General features: G+C 74.0%; 15 protein-coding genes, 1 pseudogene and 1 riboswitch. Of the genes and pseudogenes, 9 read left to right on the top strand and 7 right to left on the bottom strand.

Annotation, left to right across the window (positions count from 1 at the left end; genetic code table 11):
- Position 1: 1 nt before the first annotated feature.
- Positions 2 to 1546: an MFS transporter gene (locus tag OG823_RS05005; RefSeq protein ID WP_371477845.1), complete on the bottom strand. Its 1545-nt coding sequence runs from the start codon at positions 1544 to 1546 to the stop codon at positions 2 to 4.
- 303 nt (positions 1547 to 1849) lie between these two features.
- Positions 1850 to 2028: riboswitch (cyclic di-AMP (ydaO/yuaA leader) on the top strand.
- Positions 2029 to 2031: 3 nt separating this feature from the next.
- On the opposite strand from OG823_RS05005, the gene OG823_RS05000 reads away from it, so the two are divergent.
- Positions 2032 to 3084: a peptidoglycan DD-metalloendopeptidase family protein gene (locus OG823_RS05000; protein ID WP_371477843.1), complete on the top strand. Its 1053-nt coding sequence runs from the start codon at positions 2032 to 2034 to the stop codon at positions 3082 to 3084.
- 193 nt (positions 3085 to 3277) lie between these two features.
- On the opposite strand, the gene OG823_RS04995 is transcribed toward OG823_RS05000, so the two are convergent.
- Positions 3278 to 5314 carry a DHA2 family efflux MFS transporter permease subunit gene (locus OG823_RS04995; protein ID WP_371477842.1) on the bottom strand — a complete coding sequence of 679 codons (2037 nt, stop codon included), beginning with the start codon at positions 5312 to 5314 and terminating at the stop codon, positions 3278 to 3280.
- Between the two features lie 305 nt (positions 5315 to 5619).
- Here OG823_RS04995 and OG823_RS04990 point away from each other — a divergent pair, with 305 nt between their 5' ends.
- From OG823_RS04990 to OG823_RS04980, 3 genes are all read left to right on the top strand, one after another.
- On the top strand, positions 5620 to 5820 hold the full coding sequence (locus tag OG823_RS04990) for a hypothetical protein (protein WP_371477840.1): 201 nt from the start codon (positions 5620 to 5622) through the stop codon (positions 5818 to 5820).
- Between the two features lie 184 nt (positions 5821 to 6004).
- Positions 6005 to 6847: a hypothetical protein gene (locus tag OG823_RS04985; RefSeq protein ID WP_371477839.1), complete on the top strand. Its 843-nt coding sequence runs from the start codon at positions 6005 to 6007 to the stop codon at positions 6845 to 6847.
- A gap of 4 nt (positions 6848 to 6851) precedes the next feature.
- Positions 6852 to 9587 carry a hypothetical protein gene (locus OG823_RS04980; RefSeq protein ID WP_371477837.1) on the top strand — a complete coding sequence of 912 codons (2736 nt, stop codon included), beginning with the start codon at positions 6852 to 6854 and terminating at the stop codon, positions 9585 to 9587.
- Here the strand turns inward: OG823_RS04980 and OG823_RS04975 are convergent.
- Positions 9573 to 10613 carry an IS30 family transposase gene (locus tag OG823_RS04975; RefSeq protein WP_371484309.1) on the bottom strand — a complete coding sequence of 347 codons (1041 nt, stop codon included), beginning with the start codon at positions 10611 to 10613 and terminating at the stop codon, positions 9573 to 9575. The two genes, OG823_RS04980 and OG823_RS04975, sit on opposite strands and share 15 nt — an antisense overlap.
- Before the next feature lie 378 nt (positions 10614 to 10991).
- Between OG823_RS04975 and OG823_RS04970 the strand changes: the two genes are divergently transcribed.
- A complete protein-coding gene (locus OG823_RS04970; protein ID WP_371477836.1) occupies positions 10992 to 12704 on the top strand; it encodes a toxin glutamine deamidase domain-containing protein in 1713 nt (570 codons plus the stop codon).
- 129 nt (positions 12705 to 12833) lie between these two features.
- Here OG823_RS04970 and OG823_RS04965 read toward each other — a convergent pair whose 3' ends face one another.
- The 3 genes from OG823_RS04965 to OG823_RS04955 form a co-directional block, all read right to left on the bottom strand.
- Entirely contained in the window at positions 12834 to 13241 is a 408-nt protein-coding gene (locus OG823_RS04965; RefSeq protein ID WP_371477835.1) for a RidA family protein, read from the bottom strand.
- Positions 13242 to 13373: 132 nt separating this feature from the next.
- Positions 13374 to 14120, bottom strand: coding sequence for an IclR family transcriptional regulator (locus OG823_RS04960; protein ID WP_371477833.1), 747 nt, complete (start codon positions 14118 to 14120; stop codon positions 13374 to 13376).
- Positions 14117 to 15232 (bottom strand): sugar kinase, encoded by a 1116-nt coding sequence (locus OG823_RS04955; protein ID WP_371477832.1) that lies wholly within the window; start codon positions 15230 to 15232, stop codon positions 14117 to 14119. Before OG823_RS04955 ends, OG823_RS04960 begins: the two co-directional genes overlap by 4 nt.
- Before the next feature lie 198 nt (positions 15233 to 15430).
- Between OG823_RS04955 and OG823_RS04950 the strand changes: the two genes are divergently transcribed.
- The 4 genes from OG823_RS04950 (at position 15431) to OG823_RS04935 (ending at position 20965) form a co-directional block, all read left to right on the top strand.
- Entirely contained in the window at positions 15431 to 16750 is a 1320-nt protein-coding gene (locus OG823_RS04950) for an alanine racemase (protein WP_371477831.1), read from the top strand.
- Positions 16751 to 16784: 34 nt separating this feature from the next.
- Positions 16785 to 18395, top strand: a complete 1611-nt coding sequence (locus OG823_RS04945; RefSeq protein ID WP_371477829.1) for an amidohydrolase family protein — start codon at positions 16785 to 16787, stop codon at positions 18393 to 18395.
- The gene (locus OG823_RS04940; protein WP_371477827.1) at positions 18392 to 19048 is read left to right on the top strand and encodes a bifunctional 4-hydroxy-2-oxoglutarate aldolase/2-dehydro-3-deoxy-phosphogluconate aldolase; all 657 of its coding nucleotides are present in this window, start codon (positions 18392 to 18394) and stop codon (positions 19046 to 19048) included. Before OG823_RS04945 ends, OG823_RS04940 begins: the two co-directional genes overlap by 4 nt.
- Before the next feature lie 321 nt (positions 19049 to 19369).
- Entirely contained in the window at positions 19370 to 20965 is a 1596-nt protein-coding gene (locus OG823_RS04935; protein ID WP_371477825.1) for an alpha-amylase family glycosyl hydrolase, read from the top strand.
- 230 nt (positions 20966 to 21195) lie between these two features.
- Here OG823_RS04935 and OG823_RS04930 read toward each other — a convergent pair.
- Positions 21196 to 21648 (bottom strand): annotated as a pseudogene (locus OG823_RS04930) (CoA transferase); the annotation flags it as partial.
- Between the last annotated feature and the right edge of the window lie 175 nt (positions 21649 to 21823).

Here is a 21823-nt window from a genome sequence, read left to right as displayed (position 1 = left end):
CTCAGGGTCCCGTCGCCGTTCCGGTGGCGGGACCCTGGGGCGTTGAGGGGCGCCGCGCCGGCTTCTCGTGGCCGGGGTCGATCGGCGGTCCGGTGGTTCCGCAGGTCCAGGCGCAGTCCGGCTCGGCGACCGGGTGGTCCTGCGGGGCCAGCACGTTGCCGCGGACGGTGGCCAGCGCCACCAGGCCCCCGGTGACCAGGAGCCCGGCGCAGATCGCCATCGCGCTGCGGAAGGCCGAGTCCACCGCGGCGGGCACCTGATACGCCTCGCCGCTCAGGCCGACGAGGGCCGGCAGCGCCGCCACCGCGAGCAGTCCGGCCGCGCGGGCGGCGGCGTTGTTGACGCCGCTGGCGATGCCGGCCCGGCGCACGTCGACCGCCGCCAGCACGGTCGCGGTGAGCGGCGCCACCAGCAGGACCATCCCGCAGCCCATGACGGTGGTGGCGGGCAGCACGTCCGTCCAGTACGAGGCGCCGGCGCCGATCCGCAGCATCAGCAGGACGCCCGCGGCGCAGATCATCGGACCGGCGACGAGCGGCAGCCGGGGGCCGATCCGTTTGCCCAGCCGCCCGGCCCGCGAGGAGAGCGCCAGCATCAGCACGGTGATCGGCAGCAGCGCGAGGCCGGAGGTCAGCGGTGTGAAACCGGAGACCGTCTGCAGCTGGACCACCAGGAGGAAGAACACCCCGCTGAAGGCGGCGTACACGCAGAGCGTGACCAGGTTCACCGAGGTGAACAGGCGCGAGGCGAACAGCTCCGGCGGGAGCATCGGGGCCGCGCGCCGGCGTTCGGTGACCACGAACGCGGCGCCGAGCAGCAGTCCGGCCGCGCCGGAGATCCAGACGGCGGGGGAGAGGCCCTCGCCCGCGGCCGTCAGCGCGTAGGTCACCCCGCCGAGGGCGAGCGCGGCGAGGACGGCGCCGAGCACGTCGAAACCGCCGGTGGCGCTCTCGTCCCGGCTCTCCGGGACGTGCCGCAGGGACACGGCCAGCACCACGGCGGCGAGCGGGACGTTGAGCAGGAAGATCCACCGCCAGCCGGGCCCGTCCACCAGCCAGCCGCCGAGGAAGGGGCCGACCGCCGCCGACACCCCGCCCAGCCCGGACCAGAGCCCGACCGCCGCCGAGCGGTCGTCGGGCCGGAAGACCGCCTGGAGCATGGCGAGGGAGCCGGGGGTGAGCAGGGCTCCGCCGATGCCCTGCAGGCCGCGCGCGGCGATCAGCACACCGACGTTCGGTGCCAGCGCGCACAGCGCCGAGGCCGCGGCGAACCAGGCGACGCCGATGAGGAAGACCCGGCGCCGTCCGTAGCGGTCGCCGAGTGCCCCGCCGAGCAGGATCAGCCCGGCGAGGCTCAGCAGATAGGCGTTGAGCGTCCACTGCAGGGCGGCGAGCGAGGCGCCGAGATCGGCGCCGATCCGGGGGAGTGCGACGTTGACGACGGTGCCGTCGAGCATCGCCATGCTGGAGCCCAGGACGGTCGCCAGCACCACCCAGCGCCCTTGTGCGGTGCCGAGTGCCAGGGTGCCCGCGCCGTCGGTTCTCACGGCTCGATCCTGCGCTTCCGGGGCCCGCGTGACAAGGGTCACCAGCGGCGCGTCCGGGTGGTGGCCGAGCGTGTCCGGCCACCGACGCAGGGCCGAGAAAGTGACCGCAGGGCGGTGGATCAGTAGCGCAGTGCAATTGGATTGTGCACGTACTGCACAGTCGATCATTCGGAGAGTCACTGAATTTCCTGGGATTCCCGTGAAATTCCGGTGCCAAACGTGATCGGGATTGATTTGCCCGGGCCGATGGGCTTTGCTTCAGCGACCGCCCGGCCAATGTCCGGGTGGGCCCACCGGGTGGAACGCCTAGTCCTGCCGCTGCCCGGGGGCTTCGAACGAACTCTGCACGGCAGGAGTGGGGGACCCACAGGTAAGTCGCCGGCCCGGGATTCCGGGACGGCTCGGGGTGAAGCCGCGCTTGCGGCCGGGCAACTCCAGCCCGAACCCGACAGCTCACCTCGCAGGCGTCGGAGAGGAAATACCCCATGCCCGCACAGGCAAACAACCGTGTCAGCCGTCTCGCCCGCATCGGCATCGCCACCGGCGTGACCGGCGCCGTCTTCGCCCTCCCCCTGGTGACCGCCGTCAGCGCCCAGGCCCACGAGGTGCCGGCCGCCAAGTCCCAGCAGAAGTCGGCCACCTGGACCGGTGCCACCAGCACCGACGCCGTCGCCGTCGCCGCGAAGACCGCCGCCCCGGCCGCCGCTCCGGCCGCTGCCGCGGCTCCGGCCGCCGCCGTCGAGGTGAGCTACAAGGTCATCGGCGGGGACACCCTGTCGAAGATCGCCGCCGCCCAGAACGTCACCGGCGGGTGGCACGCCCTGTACGACAGCAACCGCCAGGTCATCGGGTCCAACCCGAACCTGATCTTCCCCGGCCAGAAGCTGGTCGTCGGCAGCAAGGCCGCCGCCGCCCAGGCCCCGGCCGCCGCGGCCCCCAAGGTCTCGCAGGACTCCGCGCCGGCCGCGAAGCCCGCCCCGAGCGCCAAGGCCGCCCCGAGCGCCAAGGCCACCCCGGCCCCGGCTCCGAAGGTGACGCAGGCTCCGAAGGCCACCCAGGCCCCGAAGCCCGCCGCCGCCGCGCCGACCACCACCGCTGCCGCCCCCAAGGCCGCCGTGACCAGCAACTCCTCCGGCTACACCGCCCCGGTGGCCAACCCGCACCTGGGTACCGCCTACGGCGTGCCCGGCTCCATGTGGGCCAGCGGCCACCACACCGGCGCCGACTTCGTCGCCTCCACCGGCACCCCGCTGAAGGCCGTCGCGGCCGGGACCGTGGTCAAGGCCGGCCCCGGCGGCGCCTACGGCAACGAGGTCGAGATCAAGCTCGCCGACGGCAAGTACGCCCAGTACGCGCACCTGTCCTCGATCGGCGTCAAGATCGGCCAGACCGTGACCGTCGGTCAGCAGATCGGCCTCTCCGGTGCGACCGGCAACGTGACCGGCCCGCACCTGCACTTCGAGATCCGCACCGGCTCGGAGTACGGCTCGGACATCGACCCGATCGCGTACCTGCGCGCGCACGGCGTCAGCATCTGACACCCGGTCCGGCCCCTCGGGCCGTACCACCGCGGTAACGCATGACACCGGTCGGGCCGGCAGCGAACGCTCATCGCTGCGGGCCCGACCAGTCGGCGTTTCCGGGGCACCCGCCGTCCATCGGTCACCCTCGGCGCCCGGCCCCTCGACGCCCCGGCCGGGGCGAAGGCGCCCGGCCTCGGGCGGCCGGTTCTCAGGCGGGCACCCGTTCGTCGTGCTGGTCGTCCTCGAAGAGGCGGGCCGCGATGGATTCGACGGCGCGGTCCAGACGGGCGCGGTCGGTGGGGTCGGTGACGTCCCAGTCGTCCAGGTGGTGGTCGAGCCAGCGCCGCCAGGCCTCGGCCAACCGGTCGACCTCGCGCTGACCCGCCGGCGTGAGGGTGAGCCGGTCGCCGTCGCTCTCGGCGTACCCGGCGCCCAGGGTCCGTTCGGCGGCGGGCCGCAGCACCTCCTCGGGCATGTGGTGCGCCGCCGCGATCGCGCTCAGCACGGCGCCGCCCTGCAGGCGGGTGCGCCAGTAGATCTGACCGAGCATCCACGCCTGCTCCGGCGCGGCCGCGCTGCCGGAGTCGGCCAGCAGGCGCCGACCGACCTCGGGGCGGCCCTTGGTCCGGCGCAGCACGTTGGCCAGTGCCCGCTCCAGCTGCTTGTCCGCGTCCGCGCTGTCGGGCGCCCCGAAGCCCTCGCCCATGTCCGAGGCGCCGGCCCGGGCGCTGTCGCGCAGGGGGACCTCCTTGAGGAACCAGGCGACCACGAAGCCGACCAGGGCGACCGGCACCACCCACTGGAAGACGTAGTTGATGGTGTCGGCGTACGCGTCGATGAACGGCAGCGCCTGCGCCTCGGGCAGCGCGCGCAGACCCGCGGGGCTCTGGACCGCCTCCGGCGGGACCCCCGGCGACTGGGCGAAGGCCTGCTCCAGGTTGGGCCCGAGCCGGTTGTTGAACAGGGTGCCGAAGACGGCCGTGCCGAACGAGCTGCCGAGCGTACGGAAGAAGGTCACGCCCGAGGTCGCGGTGCCCAGTTCGTGGTAGGGGACGGTGTTCTGGACGGCGATGGTGAGGACCTGCATCGCCAGGCCGATGCCGAGCCCCAGGATGAACATGTAGAGGGACTCCAGCCACGTCCCGGTCGAGCGGTCCATCGTCGACATCAGATAGAGGCCGACCGCCATCACGGCGGTGCCGAGGATCGGGAAGATCCGGTACCGGCCGGTGCGGCTCACCACGATCCCGGACACCATCGAGGTGCCGAGCAGACCGACCACCATCGGCAGCGTCCGCACACCCGAACCGGTCGCCGACACGCCGTCGACGAACTGAAGGTACGTCGGCAGGTACGTCATCGCACCGAGCATCGCGAAGCCGACGATGAAGCTGAGGATCGAGCAGACCGTGAAGACGGAGTTGCGGAACAGGTGCATCGGCAGCATCGGCTCCGGCGCCCGCAGCTCGACCAGGACGAACGCGGTGAGCAGCACGATCGACCCCACGAACAGGCCGATGATCACCGCGGAGTTCCAGGCGTACTCGTTGCCGCCCCACTCCAGCCCGAGCACCAGGCCGCAGGCGCCGAGCGCGACCAGCACGATGCCGAGATAGTCGATCACCGGCCGGACGGTCGCCCGGACCGAGGGGATCGAGCGGGCCGCCATCACGATCATCACGGCCGCGATCGGGATGTTCACGTAGAAGCACCAGCGCCAGGACGCGTGGTCGGTGAACAGTCCGCCGAGCGTGGGGCCGACCACGGTGGTGACGCCGAACACCGCGCCCAGTGCCCCCTGGTACTTGCCGCGTTCGCGCAGAGGGATCACGTCGGCGATCAGCGCCATCGCGGTCACCATCAGCCCGCCGCCGCCGACGCCCTGCACCGCCCGGCCGATGATCAGCACCGTCATGCCGTTGGCCGCGCCGGACACCACCGACCCGGCGATGAAGACGACCGCGCTCAGCTGGAAGACGATCTTGCGGCCGAACAGGTCGCCGAACTTGCCGACCAGGACGGTCGCGACCGTCTCGGCGAGCAGGTAGGCCGTCACCACCCAGGCCATGTGGCCGCCGCCGCCGAGATCCGCGACGATCGTCGGCAGCGCGGTGGAGACGATCGTCTGGTCGAGGGCCGCCATCAGCATGCCCAGCACGATGGTCAGGAAGACGACGTTGGTCTGGCGGCGGCTGAGGGCGGCCGGCGCGGGCGGCGCTGCCTCGGTCACGGCGGTGTCGGACATCTGCCGGGCCTCCGGAGCTGGGTGCGGGTCCACCAAGCCTCCGCGCGCCGCGCCCGCCCCGCCACCGCTGGCGGCATCCGGGTACCCGGTCGGCCCGGCGGCCGGCCGGGAGGTCGGGAGGCTGTCGGGAGGCGACCGGCGTCGGCCGGGGCGGGGGACTCCGGCCGGCCCTCGGTATCGTGGCCCTGCTCACGGTCGGTCATGTCACTGGCATGTCATTCAGATGTTACGGGCGAGTACAAAAGTGACGTATCGTCAGTCCGTTGCCCGTACCGACCGAGCGCAGGAGAAGTGGGGGTGGGCAGGTGAGCGGCACCGTCCGGATGGAACGCGACGTCGTCCAGGGGGCGGCCGGTCGGATCCGTGGCCCGCTCGGCGAACCGGAGGGGCCGACCGCCCGGCTGTGCGCCATCCGGGAGCAGGGCGTCGGCCGGCAGCGGGACCACGACCGGCCGCAGGCCGAACCGGCGCCGCACCCGGCCGCCGGAAGCCGGCCCCTCGTCTGAGGCGTCCGGGCCCCGCCGTCTCCCGCCCGGTCGCCGTGTCGCGCGCACGGCCGCCGCTCCTGCCCGGTCCCTGGTGACCGTACCGGCGCCGCCCGGCGGCAACCGAACCGCAGGGCTCCTCCGGAGCCGCCCGAAGTCAGCCGGTCCCCGGACCGGGATCCGATCACGTCGATGTGGAAACGCCATGGATGAGGAAGTAGGCGCCGAGCTGCGCGCCACCGATGCGACGCCCGCCCAGGAGCGGTTGCGGGCCGTGACCACCGAGCGCATGCCGGTTGAGCCCCGGCTCGCGACGCTCGCCGAACCGGTCGCGATGACGCCCGGGCAGATGGCGACGGCCACGGAGCCGATGATCGTGGAGCCCAGGAGTGCGGAGCCGACGACGGCGGCGCGGGTGGCCGCCGAGCCGCTGGCCGCCGAGCGGGTGGGCACGGTGGCGGCCCGACAGGGCGTCAGTGCGGTGGAGCCGACCGCGGCGACGCGCATCCAGGGCGTCACGGCCGGGGAGACCACCCATGAGCGGCCGGCGACCCCCGACACCACTGGGTCCGGCGGCGGGGGTTCGGCCGGCACCGGTTTCAAGGTCAGCCCCGAGCAGTACCAGGCGGCCATCGCCCCCATCCACGCGGCCTCCGACCGCATCGCGGCGCTGCACGCCTCCCTGAGCGGGTTCCTGGCCGGCATGCAGGCCTCCGCGCCCTGGGGTGACGACGACTCGGGGAAGAAGTTCGCCGAGGGCGACAAGGGCTACCTGAAGTACAGCGAGGACACCCTCAAGGGCCTCAAGGGGCTGCCCGGCGGACTGCAGTACATCGCGGACGGACTCAAGGCGATGGTGGACGGCTACGAAGGCGCCGAGACGGCCTTCACCAGCAGCCTGAGCGACCAGGAGGAGGAACTCCTGGCCACCCAGGGCACCTACCGTTCACCGAACCTCGAAGCGGAGTCCGGCGTGACGGCACCCGTGCTCCCCAGCGCCACCCTGCGCGGAATCGCGCTGACCCCCCGCACCCCCGGAAGGCACTGAACCGATGGCAGTCGAGCTACCCGAGCCCCTGCAGTGGGTCCTCATGCTGCTGGCCGGCACCCGCTGGCCCGAGGCCGACGAGGACGCGCTGCGCGAGATGGCGGACCACTGGCGCAAGGCCGGCGAGGGCCTGCGGGACGCCGGACAGGGCGCGGACGCGGCCCTCAAACGGGCGTTGGAGGGCCAGCAGGGTGTGGCGGCCGAGGCCCTCGGCGAGCACTGGGCCCAGTACACCGTCGGCAAGGGGACCGAGCAGGATCCGGGCTTCCTCCCCGGGATGGTCGACGCCTGCAACGGCATGGGCGACATGCTGGAGGGCATGGCCAACTCGGCCGAGACGGCGAAGATCCAGATCATCGCCCAACTCGCCATCCTGGCCTTCGAGGTGGCCACGGCGGAGGCCGAGGCGCCGTTCACCGCCGGGATCTCGCTGGCGCAGATCCCGATCGAGGTCGGGATCAGCCGCACGGTCGTCCAGCAACTCCTCAAGAAGCTGCTCCAGGAGGCCCTGGAGCACGCCATCAAGCAGGCCGTCCAGATGGCGGCCATCAACGCCATGGCCCAGGGCATCGAGATGATGGAGGGGCACCGCAAGAGCTTCGACGCCAACGAGCTCGGGCAGAACGCGCTGGGCGGAGCCGTCGGCGGCGCGTCCGGCCATCTCATCGGCAAGGGCCTGGGATCGGCCGCCGGCAAGGCCGGTCTCGGCCACGCGATGGAGACCACCGCGGGGAAGATGGTGCACGGCGCCGCCACCGGTGTCGGAACCGACGTGACCACCCAGCTGGTCACCACGGGCAAGGTCGACGGCGGTTCGCTGCTCGGCTCCGGCCTGGGCGGCGCCGGCGGCGTCGGCGCGCACGCGGGTGCCTCGGCGGTGAAGTCCCACTTCAACGGACCGCCCGAGGGCATCCCGCACGGCGGGACGCTCGGCGGCGGCGCGCACACCGGAGCCGACGGCCTGCCGACCCCGGTGGGCGGCGGAAAGGACCTCGGTACGGGCGGCACCGTCCACGGTGCCGGGGCCCCGGACGCCGCCCCGGCTCCGGCACCGTCCAAGGCCCCGGCAACTGCACCTGCGCCGTCCACCGAATCCACCCATGACCTGGCATCGTCGCCGGCCCCCTCGTCCTCGTCGGGGAGCGCGGGCGCCGTGGGCGGCAGCAGCAGGGGACCGACCGCGGACGCCCCGACGGCGCACTTCTCCTCCGACGGTCCGTCCGCGCCTCGGCCCGCCGCCGGTCCGGTGGTCTCGCCTGTGCACGAGAGCGCCGCCACGGCGGGTACCCATGAGACGGGCGGCGCCACCTCGCGCGGCCTGCCCGAGGGCGGGTTCCCGACCGGCGGACACCAGGTCGAGGGAGCAGCCGTTCCCTCGCACGCGACGGGGCCCGAGGGCGGGGCCGTTCCCTCGCACGAGCCGGTGGGCGTCCGCGAGGGCGGCAGCCAGCCGGACGGCGTTCGAGGCGGCGAGACCGCTCGCATCGACCACGGCGGGGCCGAGGGCGCGGTCCGTCCGCCGGCGGAAACCACCGCCGGACCGGTGCCGTACCAGGGCACCGATGCCCACCAGCCCGCCGTGGAAACCCCGCCCGCCGCCGAGCGAGGCGCGTCCGCCGACCCGGTTGCCGTTCACGCGGAGCCGGCGGGCGTCCGCAGCGACCCGGCGGTTGCGCACACCGACCCGGTTGCCGTTCACGCGGAGCCGGCGGGCGTCCGCAGCGACCCGGCGGTTGCGCACACCGACCCGGTTGCCGTTCACGCGGAGCCGGCGGGCGTCCGCAGCGACCCGGTCCCCGTCCGTACCGAGACCAGTTCGGGCGGGGTGCCGGAGCAGCGCCCGCACGCGGACGCCGGTGCACCGGCGGTCGGCGCCGTGCCCCACACCGACGCGGTCCCGCACCCCGTCGCCACGGAGGCACCGGTCGGCGGGGGCCAGGTCCATGACGGGGCCTCCGGCGGCGCCGGGCCGCGTCCGGCCGCCGAGGCGGCGCCCGCTCCCGTCCCGGCCGCGTCGCACGACGGCGGCGGTTCGGTGCCCGCCTCGACCCCCGCCCCGACCCCGGCCCCGGCGCATGTCGCTGCCGGTGGCGGTGGTGGGGCGGCGGGTGCCCACATCGGCGGCGCCGGTTCGGCCGGTCCGGTGAGCGCTCCGCACGCCTCGGCGACGGCCTCCCCGGACATCCGAACCGACTCCGGGCCGGGCACCACGCACCTGGCCTCCGGGCCGACCCTCACGTCCACGTCCGCCGGCGACCGCACGTCCGGCGGTGACCGCCCGTTCGGCGGCGACGGATCGACCCAGGGGATCCGGCCGGGCGAGACGCCGGCCGGCACCGGGGCACCGAGCGGTATGCCGGCGATGCCCGCCATGTCGGCCCCGACCGGTCACGGTGGCGGTGGCACCACGCATGCCGCGCCGCCGCCCCGGCCCTCCGCGCCCCACGAGCCACCGATCGCCACCGGGCCGGTCGGCCGACCCCGGGCGGTCGAGCCGGGCGGCACGGGGTTGCGGCTGGGTCCCGTCCGGCCGAGGCCCGCCGGTCAGGGTCCGGCCGGCGCGGCGCACGGCACGCACGCGCCGCAGGAGCAGGCGCCGCGCGGTACCAAGCGGTCGCGCGACGAGGCGTTCCCGACGCCGCACGAACCGACCCCGCACGAGCAGGGCCCCGGCCGCCCGACCCCGCACCTTGGGTTCAAGGGGTCGTTGCAACACCACTTGGTTTCAGGTGGTGAGTAGATCACGTAGGCGCTCGGCTGGGGTATCCCAGCCGAGCGTCTTGCGTGGGCGGCCGTTGAGCTCCTGGGCGACGTGTTCGAGGTCTTCGGGACCGTGCAGGCTCAGGTCGGTGCCTTTCGGGAAGTACTGCCGCAGCAGCCCGTTGGTGTTCTCGTTCGAGCCGCGTTGCCAGGGCGAGGCCGGGTCGCAGAAGTAGACGGGCATGTCGGTGGCCATGCTGAACTGCTTGTGGCGTGCCATCTCGCTGCCCTGGTCCCAGGTGAGAGAACCGCGCAGGTGGGCGGGCAGGGTCTGGACGGTGCGGACGAGCCCGTCGCGGACGGTCTCGGCGTCATGGGCTCCGCCCGGCAGGTGAACCAGCATGGTGTAACGCGTGCTTCGCTCGACCAGGGTGGCGATCGCGGAGCGCCCGCCCGCACCGATGATCAGGTCGCCTTCCCAGTGACCGGGCACGGCCCGGTCCTCGACGTCGGCGGGGCGGTCGCTGATCATCACCATCGGGTCGATGAACCGGGAAGTGCGCCGCTCAGGGTCCCGGCGTGGCTTGCGGCGGGTCCGCCCGGAGCGGACGGCCGCCTGCACTTCCCGCTTCAGAGCGCCGCGGGCCTGGAAATACAGCGCCTGGTAGATCGTCTCCACGCTCACCCGCATGCTCTCGTCGTCGGGATGCTCCCTCAGCAGAGCGTGGCAGATCTGCTCGGGCGACCACCGTCTGCGCAGTCCGTCCCGGACGAAGCGGCGCAGTCGTCCCTCGCGCAGCAGTTTGCGGTCCTTGGGCCGGGGCCGGCGCGCGGCGGCCGCCCGGTGGGCCGCGTAGGGGTGGTAGTCCTCGCTGCCGGAGTTCGCGTCGAGCTCCCGCTTGATCGTGCTCGCCGGCCGGTCCAGGGTGCGTCCGATCGCCCGCAACGAGTGGCCTGACGCGCGCAGATCGCGGATCTGTTCGCGCTCGGCCAGCGTCAGGAACCTCGGGTGGAGTTGCTTGTCCAGGGCGGCCAGGCCCACGGGTGCTGTGGTCACACGGCCCATCGTGACGGTTCCTGCCGCGTAGTCGACATGGCGGCCGTCGGGATAGGTCCGCGTCGTGGCGCTCTTCTTGACGCCCTGGTCCCAGTCCCTGGCCGTGCGCTCGTTCACCCCGACTTGCCGGACCGCCTCCCGACGCGCGACACCCCCGGCCCGGAGCCGCTCGTACTCGTCCCGCCGCGGATGCCGGCGCGGCGGGCCCACCGACCTCCGTCCGGCCTTCCGGGCCCAGGCGAAGGCAGTGTTCCGGTTCATCCCCAGCTCACGCGCCGCCACGGTCACGCTGCCTACGACATCCAGCCGCTCCAGGAAACGCTCCCGCAACCCAGCAAGATCATCACGCCCAACGCCCACGGTCCTCGCAACTCCCACAGATCGCGGGTGTTGCGAGGACCGTTAGAACCCAAGCACGAGCAGGGCCCCGGCCGCCCGACCCCGCACGAGCAGGCCCCGCACGAGCAGGCCCCGAAGGGCGGCAAGCGCTCCCGGGAGGAGGCGTTCACCTCCGAGGACGGCGCGCCGCCCGCGAAGCGGCAGCGCACACCCTCGTACGAGAACACCGAGGCGGTGCTTCGCGACCGTGGGCTGGAGCCGCCGACCCGTGAGCAGTTCGACGCGCTGAACGAGCATCTCCGGGGCACCGGCGAGGGCAGGTTCCCCAAGCCGACCCCCGAGCTGCTGGCAGCCGTCAACCCGCACGCCGGGAGCCGCGACGGTGACCGTCTGCACAGCTGCCTGGAGGCGACCGAGGCGCTGCGCGACACCCACTACGGTCGGCCGCGCCCCTCGGGCCATCCGTACCACGGCCGGCCGGAGGACTCGCCCGCCTGGACGCTGTTGAAGCGTCACGACGCACCGCACCAGCACGGCGTCGACCAGCAGGGGGTGGACTCGCTGCTGGAGCAGGTCAGGGAGGCGGGGCCCGGCACGTTCTCCACGGTGCTGTTCGGCAAGCCGGGGGAGGAGGGGCACGCACTGGCCCTGATCCACGGCGAGGACGGGCGGACGGTCTGGGCGGACCCGAGCACCCACCGCACCTGGGAGGCCGAGCCCGGCCGTCTGCCGGGGGAGTGGGCCGAGGGCAGCCACGTCTGGGCCGCGACCTCCGGCCCCGGGGAGGAGACCGTCCACGGGACCTTCGACCACGGTCTCTTCGAGCCGGACGGCGCCAAGTTCGGGGTCCTGTCGGTGCACATGGACGGCCGGACGCTGCCGCCCGCCGACAAGCTTATGGTCGAGGGCATCGCCGAGCAGATCGACGCCCGGGTGGAGCGGGCGGCCGCCGCGGTGCTGTCCGATCCGGGCGCCGTGCCGGTCATCGACGGCCACACCAGGAACTGGGTGAACAGTTACAACGAGTGGATCGACCCGGCCACCACCCCGGAGCGGAGGGCGGCGATCGAGGGCCTGTTCCCGCGCCAGTTCGGCTACGCGGTCGAGACCATGGCGAACGGCCTCATCCGCGACGAGGTGGGCCCGACCCTGGACGACGACATCACCATCAGCACCCAGGTGACGCACGGCGCCACCCGGCCCGACCTGGTGGTGATCAGGACGGATCCGGTCTCCGGGTTGAAGCAGGAGCTGGCGTGGATCGACATCACGGCGGACGCCTCGGTGGGCCACATCCACAACAAGCAGAGCTCGCTCTGGGACACCCGCCCCTACGTCGCGGAGACGCTCTACCCGTCGCTGGACCGCACCCAGTTGGGCAGCAACTCCTCGCCGGAGGCCCGGCAGATGGCGGAGGCCATCGCGGCCGCCCACGCGCGCCAGCAGGAGGCGACCGCCCAGCAGCTCTCATCGATGCGTGACAGGCTGCCGGCGCCGCTGGACAGCTTCAACAAGGCGAACAGGGCGAAGGACATCGAGGTCAAACTCGGCGAGATGTTCAACGACAACCACAAGCTCACCCCGACCGAGGCGAGGAACGTGCTGGCCGCGCTGAAGGACAAGTACGGAAACGACTACGCGCCAAGCCAGTACGGGTACAGCACCGGTGGCTCGGCCGTCGAGGGCCGGCGGCTGATCGAGTGGTTCCTCGCGAGGGAGAACGCCGCCGCGCAGCCGGACGAAGCGATGGATCTCACCTAGCGCCACAGCGCCAAGGCCCGCGGCTCGCGGCCGGGGCGAACGCCCGCGCCCGCCGGCCGGCGCGAAGACCCGCCCGGACGGTCCCACAACCGTCCGGGCGGGCCCGGGTACCGGTGGCCCGAACCGCCGTCAGCCGATCACGGCCTGGGCGTCGATCTCCACCAGCATCGGCTCCTGCGGCAGCTCGCAGAAGATGGTGGTCCGGCACGGCTTGACGCCACCCGGCTCGATGTTCTCGTCGATGAAGGCGGCGTACACCTCGTTCATCAGAGCGAAGTCGGAGCGCTTGGTGAGGTAGACGCGGAACATCACCACGTCCTCGATGGTGGCCCCGCCGGCCTCGACGATCGCCTTGACGTTCTCCAGCGTGCGCCGGGTCTGCGCCTTCACGTCGCCGGGGAAGAGGTACTCGGCGGTCGCCGGATCCTGCGGGCCCTGGCCGGACACCTGCAGGATCGGGCCCTTGCGGACGCCCTGGGAGAACATCCAGGCGGGGGCGGGGGCGCCGTCGGTACGGATCTCGACCTTGTCGCTCATGGTGGGGTGCTCGCTCGTCTCTCGTGCCGGGTGTCCCCGGATGGTGCGGTCGGTGGGCAGGTGGGCAGGTGGGCAGCTGGGCAGGTGGGCAGGTGGGCAAGTTGGCAGGGGCCGGACGGGCCGGGGGCCCGGTCAGGGGCCGGACAGGCCGCAGTCGGCCGACACGGCCCGGGCGGTGGTCAGCAGCTGCGGCAGCAGCTCCAGCACGCGCTCGTACGGCAGCAGCACGTCGGGAACCGATATCGAGGCGGCCGCGACCACCCGACCGGTGGCGTCCCGGATCGGGGCGGCGACGCAGTTGATGAACGACTCGTGCTCCGCGTGGTCCTGCGCCCAGCCCCGCGCGGCGACCGTCTCCAGCTCGGCCAGCAGGGCCTCGGGCGTGGTCAGGGTGTTCGCCGTGTACGGCGTGAAGTCGATGCCCGCCACCACCCGGCGCCGCTCGGGCACCGGCAGGTCCGCGAGCAGCACCTTGGACACCGCCGCGCAGTGCAGCGCCGCGCGCAGGCCGATCCGCGAGTACATCCTGACCGGGTGCCGGGAGTCGTACTTGTCGATGTAGACCACCTCGCCGCCCTCGTAGGCGGCCAGGTGGACGGTCTGTCCGGTCGCCGAGTTCAGCGCCGCCAGGTGCGGTGCGGCCGCCCGGCGGACCCCGCGCTGTTCCAGCGCCAGGCTGGAGAGGGCGAACAGCCCGGCGCCCAGGTGGTAGCGGTAGGCGGCGTCGCGGTAGACGAAGCGCTCCTCCTCCAGGCTCTGCAGCAGCCGCAGCGCGGTGGTCTTGTGCACGCCGAGCAGCTCGGCCAACTGGTCGAGGGAGCGCTCACCCTCGCCGAGCTCGGCGAGCAGGCGCAGGGCACGGGTGACGGTCTGGCTCATCTCGCTCCAAGCACGGGGGACGCGGCCCGCCGGGGCGGGCTCGCGGGGAGTACCGGGGACACGATGCCATCCGCCGTGACCCGGGTGTCGGCCCAGGCCCCGGCCGGGGCCTCCAGCAGGGCCGTGACCACCGGCCCGGGCGGCAGATCCCCCACGTCGCCGTGCGCGGTCAGGGCGCAGGCGGCGCTCAGGTGGCCGAGGCGCAGGCGGCGGCGCTGGTCCAGGCCGCGCAGGGTCCCGGCCAGGTAGCCGGCGGCGAAGGCGTCACCCGCCCCCGTCACCTCGACCACCTCGACGGTCAGCGCCGGTTCGCTGACCGCTACGCCGTCCCGTCCGACGGCCGTGACCAGCCGGTCGGCGTCCTTGACCACCACGGTCGCCGGGGAGCGGAAGCGCTCGCGCAGGGCCTGCGGCTCACCGGCGCCGAGTACGGCCTCGGCCTCGTCCGCGCCGAGCAGCAGCAGATCGGCGGCGTCCATCAGGGCGGGCAGCACGGCCGGGTCCCGCCGGTGCCAGAGGGCCGGGCGCCAGTTCAGGTCGAAGCTGGTCAGCCGTCCCCGGCGGGGCGCTCCGAGCAGCAGTCGGAGCAGCGCCAGACAGTCGTCCGAGAGCGCGGCGGTGATACCGGACAGGTGCAGCAGCCGGGCACCGGCGAGCAGCCGGGCGGCCACCGGATCGTCGAGCAGGGCGGGGGAGAGGGCGGAGGCCGCCGAACCGGACCGGTAGTAGTGCAGACGGCTGCGCCCGCCGCCGAGGTCGTGCGGGGCGCCGGTGGAGCCGCCGACCTCCTTGAGGTACATCCCGGTGGGGCGGGTGGGGTCCACCGTCACCGCCGAGACGTCCACCCCGCGCGCGGCGAGTTCGCCGGTGAGGCGGCGGCCGAAGCCGTCGTCGCCGACCCGGCTGATCCAGCCGCTGCGCACACCGAGCGCCGCCAGTGCGCCGGCCACGTTGGACTCCGCGCCGCCCACCGAGAGGCGGAAACCGTCCACCGTCTCCAGCGGCCCCGGTCGTTCCGGCAGCAGGACGGCCATCGACTCGCCCAGGCACACCGCCTCCGGGAGGCCCGGAGCCTCCTGGATCCCTGCGGCCGTGGTGGCTCGTCCTGCCATCTGGTGCGCTCCCTCGCCTCACGCGGTGACCGTCGGCCGGGTGGGTGCCCGGTCGCGATGGGAGGCCGTTGACCTCTGTCCCGGGCTGATGCTAGAACCGGTTCATCAACATATGCAATAGTCGTTGCACATGTTGCAACCTGCCGCGACCGCGCGGACGGGGACGAACAGGCCCGGGGAACGACCGGAGGCACACGGGTGAACCAGACGTACGCGAGCAGCGGCGGCGAGGGCGGCAGCGCGGGCGGCGGAATCGACGCCGCGAAGGTCGCGGCGCTCGCCGACGAGACCCTCGACTGGCGCTTCAAGGCCCTGCCCCCCGCCGCGTGGGGCCTGACCGTCCGGGAGTACCTCGCCACCGGCCCCACCCTCGCCGACCTCGGCACCCCGCTGCTCACCCTCGACGCCGGTGCACTGGAGCACAACCTGCGCACGATGGCGGCCTGGTGCGCCGAGGCCGGCGTCGCGCTCGCCCCGCACGGCAAGACCACGATGGCCCCGGCCCTCTGGAAGGCGCAGCTCGACGCCGGCGCCCACGGCATCACCCTCGCCAACCTCCCCCAGCTGCGCGTCGCCCGCGCCTTCGGCGTCGCCCGCGTCCAGCTCGCCAACACGCTGCTCGACCCGGCCGGCCTCGGCTGGCTCGCCGCCGAACTCGACGCCGACCCCGGCTTCGCGTTCACCTCTTGGGTCGACTCCACCGAGAGCGTGCGGCTGATGGACCTGGCGCTGCGCGCCGCCGGCGCCCGCCGCCCGGTCGAGGTGCTGGTCGAGCTCGGCGGCCCCGGCGGTCGCACCGGCGCCCGGACCGTCCCCGAGGCGGTCGAGGTCGCCGAGGCCGTCCGGCGGGCCCCCACGCTGCGGCTGGCCGGCATCGGCGGCTACGAGGGCGCGCTCGCCCACGACGCGAGCGAGGCCGGGCTCGGCGCCGTCCGCCGGTACCTGCACCAGCTCGAAGCGCTGCACCACGAACTCGCCGACCGCTACGAGAGCGAGCAGCCGGTCGTCACGGCGGGCGGCAGCGCCTACTTCGACACCGTCGCCGAGATCCTGCGGCCCTTCGCCGGAGCCGGGGCGGTCCTGCGTTCCGGCGCCTACCTCGCTCACGACGACGGCTTCTACCGGGGGATCTCCCCGCTCGCGCGCGGCGCCGGCACCCCGCTGCGCTCCGCCCTGCACGGCTGGGCCCGGGTCGTGTCGCACCCCGAGCCGCAGCTGTCGCTGCTCGACGCCGGCAAGCGCGACCTGCCCTACGACGAGGGCATGCCCGAGCCGCAGAGCGTGCGCGGCGTCGACGGCACCGTCAGCCCGGTGGGCAGTGGTGCGCGGGTCGAGCGACTCAACGACCAGCACGCCTTCCTGGTCGGAGCGGGCGCTCTCGCCCCCGTCGGCGCGGTCGTCCGGCTCGGCCTCTCGCACCCGTGCACGGCCTTCGACAAGTGGACGCTGATCCCCGTCCTGGACGACGCCGACAGCCCGGCCCCGCGCGTCGTCGACCTGATCCGGACGTACTTCTGATGCCGGACCCGCTCGCCGTCCGGAGGAACTCCTGATGCCGGACCTGCTCGTTCGCGGAGCGACCGTGGTCGACGGCAGCGGCGCCGACCGCCGGCGCGCCGACGTCCGGGTCACCGACGGCACGATCGCCGAGATCGGCCACGGCCTCACCCGGCCCGCCACCGGCCGGACGATCGAGGCCGACGGCCTCGTCCTCGCCCCCGGCTTCATCGACATGCACGCCCACTCCGACCTGCGACTACTGGTCGAACCGGCCCACCCCTCCCGGGTCACCCAGGGCGTCACCTGCGAGGTCCTCGGTCAGGACGGCCTGTCCTACGCACCCGTCGACGACACCACACTGGCCGCGCTGCGCCGCCAGATCGTCGGCTGGAACGGCGACCCGGAGGGCTTCGACTGGAACTGGCGCAACGTCGGCCAGTACCTGGACCGGCTCGACCGGGGCGTCGCCGTCAACGCCTGCTACCTGGTGCCGCACGGATCCGTCCGGATGCTCGCGATGGGCTGGGACAACCGCCCGCCCACCGGGGCCGAACTCGACCGGATGCGCGCCCTGGTGGCCCAGGGGCTGGCCGAGGGCGCGGTCGGCATGTCCAGCGGGCTCAGCTACACCCCCGGGATGTACGCCGACACCGACGAGCTGGTCGCCCTCTGCCGGGTGGTCGCCGAGCACGGCGGCTACCACGCCCCGCACCAGCGCTCCTACGGAGCGGGGGCGCTGGAGGGCTACGCCGAGATGGTGGAGATCGCCCGCCGCTCCGGCTGCCCGCTGCACCTCACCCACGCCACCATGAACTTCGGCGTCAACCGGGGCCGGGCGGGCGAGCTGCTCGCCCTCCTCGACCGCGCCCTCGCGGCCGGCTGCGACCTCACCCTGGACAGCTACCCCTACCTGCCCGGTTCCACCACCCTGGCCGCGCTGCTTCCGAGTTGGGCCACCGAGGGCGGCCCGGAGCGAACCCTCGCCCGGCTGGAGGACCCGGGTGCCCGGGAGCGGATCCGGATCGAGGTGGAGGAGAAGGGCAGCGACGGCTGCCACGGCGTGGTGACCGACTGGACCACCATCCAGATCTCCGGGGTGGGCAGTGAGCGGCTGGCCGGCCTGGTCGGCCGTACCGTCGCCGAACTCGGGGCGGCCCAGGGCCGCAGCGGCACCGACGTCTTCCTCGACCTGCTGCGGGAGGACCGGCTCGCCACCGGCATCCTCCAGCACGTCGGTCACGAGGAGAACGTCCGGGCGATCATGCGTCACCCCGCGCACACCGTCGGCAGCGACGGGCTGCTGGTCGGCGCCCGGCCGCACCCCCGGGCCTGGGGCACCTTTCCCCGCTACCTCGCCCGCTACAGCCGCGAGTTGGGAGTTCTCACACTGGAGGAGACGATCGCCCGGATGACCGGCCGCCCGGCCCGCCGGCTCGGACTGGACCGGCGCGGCCTGATCCGGCCCGGCCACCACGCCGACCTGGTGCTCTTCGACCCCGAGCGGGTCCAGGACACCGCCACCTTCGACCGGCCCCGGCTCCCGGCCGCCGGCATCGAGTACGTCTACGTCAACGGCGCCGCCGTCGTCGAGCAGGGCCGCACCACCGGCGCCCTGCCGGGCCGCGCGCTGCGCCGCACCGAACAAGGAACCCGAGCCCTGTGAGCACTGCCAGCACCGTCGTCACCACCACCCGGGCGGCGCTCGCCGCGGACCCGGTCGTCGCCGTCGTCCGCGCGCCCCGGATACCCGACGCCGCCGCGCTCTGCGCCGCGCTCGCCGCCGGAGGCATCACCTGGGTGGAGTTCACCTACACCACACCCGATGTGACGGACCATCTGACCAGGGCCGCGGCCGCCGGGTGGCGGGTCGGGGTGGGCACCGTGCTGACCGCCGACCAGGCCGTCAGGGGCATCGCGGCCGGCGCGGGCTTCCTGGTCACCCCCGGCTGCCGGCCCGAGGTCGCGCAGGCCGCCCACACGGCCGGTGTGCCGGTCGTACTCGGAGCCCTCACCCCCACCGAGGTCGCGCAGGCCGTCGATCTCGGCGCCGCCGCGGTGAAGATCTTCCCCGCCAAGGCCTTCGGCCCCGGCTACTTCAAGGACCTGCGGGGCCCCTACCCCGAGGTCCCGCTGGTGGCCTCCGGCGGCGTCAACGCCGGCAACGCGGCTGAGTTCCTCGCCCACGGCGCGCTCGCCGTCTGCGCCGGTACGGACGTGGTGGCGCCCGCCGTGGTCGCGGCCGGGGACTGGCCGGAGATCACCCGCCGGGCCCTCGCCTTCACCGAGGCCTGCGGGCTCGGCCGCGGGCCGGCCTGACGAAGCGTCGGAGAGGCTTCCCGGTCGCAGGACTGCGGCGGAGCCGCGCAGGACGGCGCAGGACGGCGCAGGACCACGCAGGACGGCGCGGGACGGCGCAGCGGGCGGCGACCCGTGGGTGCCTCGGCGCCGCCCCGGGCCGCCCCCGGACGCGGCGCCGTGTCCCATGTCGGCCCGTGCCCCACTTCGGCTCGGTGCCAGTTCGGTCCGGTTCCCCAGGCCCGGCTCCGCCTCGCTCGGTTGCGCTGTCGTGGCGGCGGAGGATCGACGAGAATCCGTACTCCGGCACGATCCCGGACACCGGTAGGAGGACCACCGCCCATGACCTCGACCCGACCCGGCCCCGACTGGCTCGACGACGCCGTCCTGTACCAGATCTACCCGCAGACCTTCGCGGACTCCGACGGCGACGGGATCGGCGACTTCGCCGGTGTCACCGCCCACCTCGATCACCTGGCCTGGCTGGGCATCGACGCCCTCTGGCTCAACCCCTGCTTCGCCTCGCCGTTCCGGGACGCCGGATACGACGTCGCCGACTACCTCTCCACCGCGCCGCGCTACGGCACCGCCGAGGACCTCGCCGCCCTGGTGGAGGCGGCCAAGGCCCGGGGCATCCGGGTCCTGCTGGACCTGGTGGCCGCGCACACCTCGGACCGGCATCCCTGGTTCCTGGCCGCCGCCGATGACCCGGACGACCATCGCTACATCTGGTCCGACCGGCCGGCCGAGGGCTTCGTCACCTCGCCCGGGAGCCGGGCCGGCTGGTACCTGCCGAACTTCTTCGACTGCCAGCCCGCTCTCAACTTCGGTTATGCCAGGCCGCATCCGGACGAGCCCTGGCGACAGGGCGTCGATGCGGCGGGCCCCCGTGCCAACCGGGCCGCGCTGCGCGAGATCATGGCGTACTGGCTGAGCCTGGGAGTCGCCGGATTCCGGGTCGACATGGCATCCTCGCTGGTCAAGGACGACCCGGGACGGATCGAGACCACCAAGCTCTGGACCGGGCTCCGGGACTGGCTCGACCGCTCCCACCCCCAGGCCGCCCTGTTCGCCGAGTGGGGCGACCCGGCCGTGGCCGTGGCGGCGGGCTTCCACGCCGACTTCATGCTCCAGTTCGGCGGCCCGGACAACGGCCTGCCGTTTCGCTCGCTCTGGAACAACAACGCCGGGACGGTCGACGAAGCCTGGCAGCAGGGCCCCTGCTACTTCGACGCCGAGGGCCAGGGCTCGCCGCAGACCTTCCTGGACGCCTGGCGCTCCGCCGCCGCGCTCACCGAGGGCGTGGGTCACATCGCCCTCCCCACGGCCAACCACGACTTCTCCCGTCTGTGCACCGGCCCGCGCACCCGTGAACAACTCGGGCCCGCCTTCGCGTTCCAGCTCACCTGGCCGACCCTGCCGGCCGTCTACTACGGCGACGAGATCGGTATGCGCTACCTCCCCGGGCTGCCCGACACCGAGGGCAGCGTGCTGGGCCCGCGCTACAACCGGGCGGGCTCCCGCACCCCCATGCAGTGGGACGCGGGACCCGGCGCCGGCTTCTCCACCGCGTCCGAGGACCGGTTCTACCTCCCACTCGACCCGGACCGGGACCGCCCCGACGTGGCCTCCCAACGGGCCGACCCGGCTTCCCTGCTGCACCTGGTCCGACGGCTGATCGCGTTGCGGCGGGCGCACCCCGGCCTCGGCCCCCGGGGCACCGTGGAGGTGCTGCACGCCGGGTACCCGCTGGTGTACCTGCGCGGCGACCGGTACCTCGTCGCGGTCAACCCCGGCCGGGAGGCGGTCACCCTGCCGCTGTCCCTGCCCGGCCTGGCCGGCGCCCGCCCGCTGGAGAGCCGGGGCATCGACCGCGCGGAGGGCGCGCTGCGGGCGGACGGGTTCTCCTACGGGATCTTCGAGCTCCCGGGCCGGTAGAACCCCCGGCGTGCCGTGCCCGGACGCGGCCGCCCGCCCGTCATCGGTGCCCGTGCGAGAGGGACTCGCGCCGAAGGGATTCGTACGGGGCGGCGTCGCGCCGAAGGCTTTCGCACGGGGCGGATTCGTGCGGAGAGAGGAGTGGCAGCGGTCTCGGCGCCGGTCAGGAGTCCAGCCAGGCGGTGAGCTCGGCGGTGTGCTCCCCGAGCCGGGGCGGGCGGCGGTCGTGGCGCGGCGAACTGGCGGTCGTTGCCGACGGCGACCACCAGCGGCCGGCCGGCGGCCTCGAACACCTCGTACGGCGCGATGGACGGGTGCCGGTTGCCGAGGATGCCGGGCACCGCACCCGCCAGAGTGTAGCCGGCGGGCTGGTTGACCATGCCGGAGAGCAGCGAGGTCAGCAGGTGCACCTCGACGTGCTGGCCCTCGCCGGTGGCCTCCCGTTCGCGCAGCGCGGCGAGCACGCCCACGGCGGCGTGCAGCCCGGTGAGGACGTCCACCAGTGCCACGCCGGTCCGGACCGGCTCGCCGGGAGCCGGTCCGGTCACACTCATCAGGCCGCCGACGGCCTGCACCAGCCGGTCGTACCCCGGCAGAGCGGCCCCGGCGCCCGCCCCGAAGCCGCTCACCGAGCAGTACACCAGCCCGGGGTTCAGCAGGCGCGCCCGCTCGTACCCGTGGCCCGGGGCCCACCGGCTCGCCGCCGCCCCGGCGCCGAGGGCCCGCGACCGGGTTGTGCGACTGCGCGACGGGCCGACCCGGGAGCCGCTGCCCCGGGCCGTCGGCGACGGTCGTTCGTTCCCGCATGGCACTCCCCGCTCCGCACCCGGCCGCCCCGGGTGGGCGGCGCCGACCGTG

The sequence above is a fragment of the Kitasatospora sp. NBC_00315 genome (genome assembly GCF_041435095.1).
Taxonomy (GTDB): domain Bacteria; phylum Actinomycetota; class Actinomycetes; order Streptomycetales; family Streptomycetaceae; genus Kitasatospora.
The sequence above is the reverse complement of the archived record's forward strand: the minus strand, read 5'-3'. Positions and strand labels throughout refer to the sequence as shown.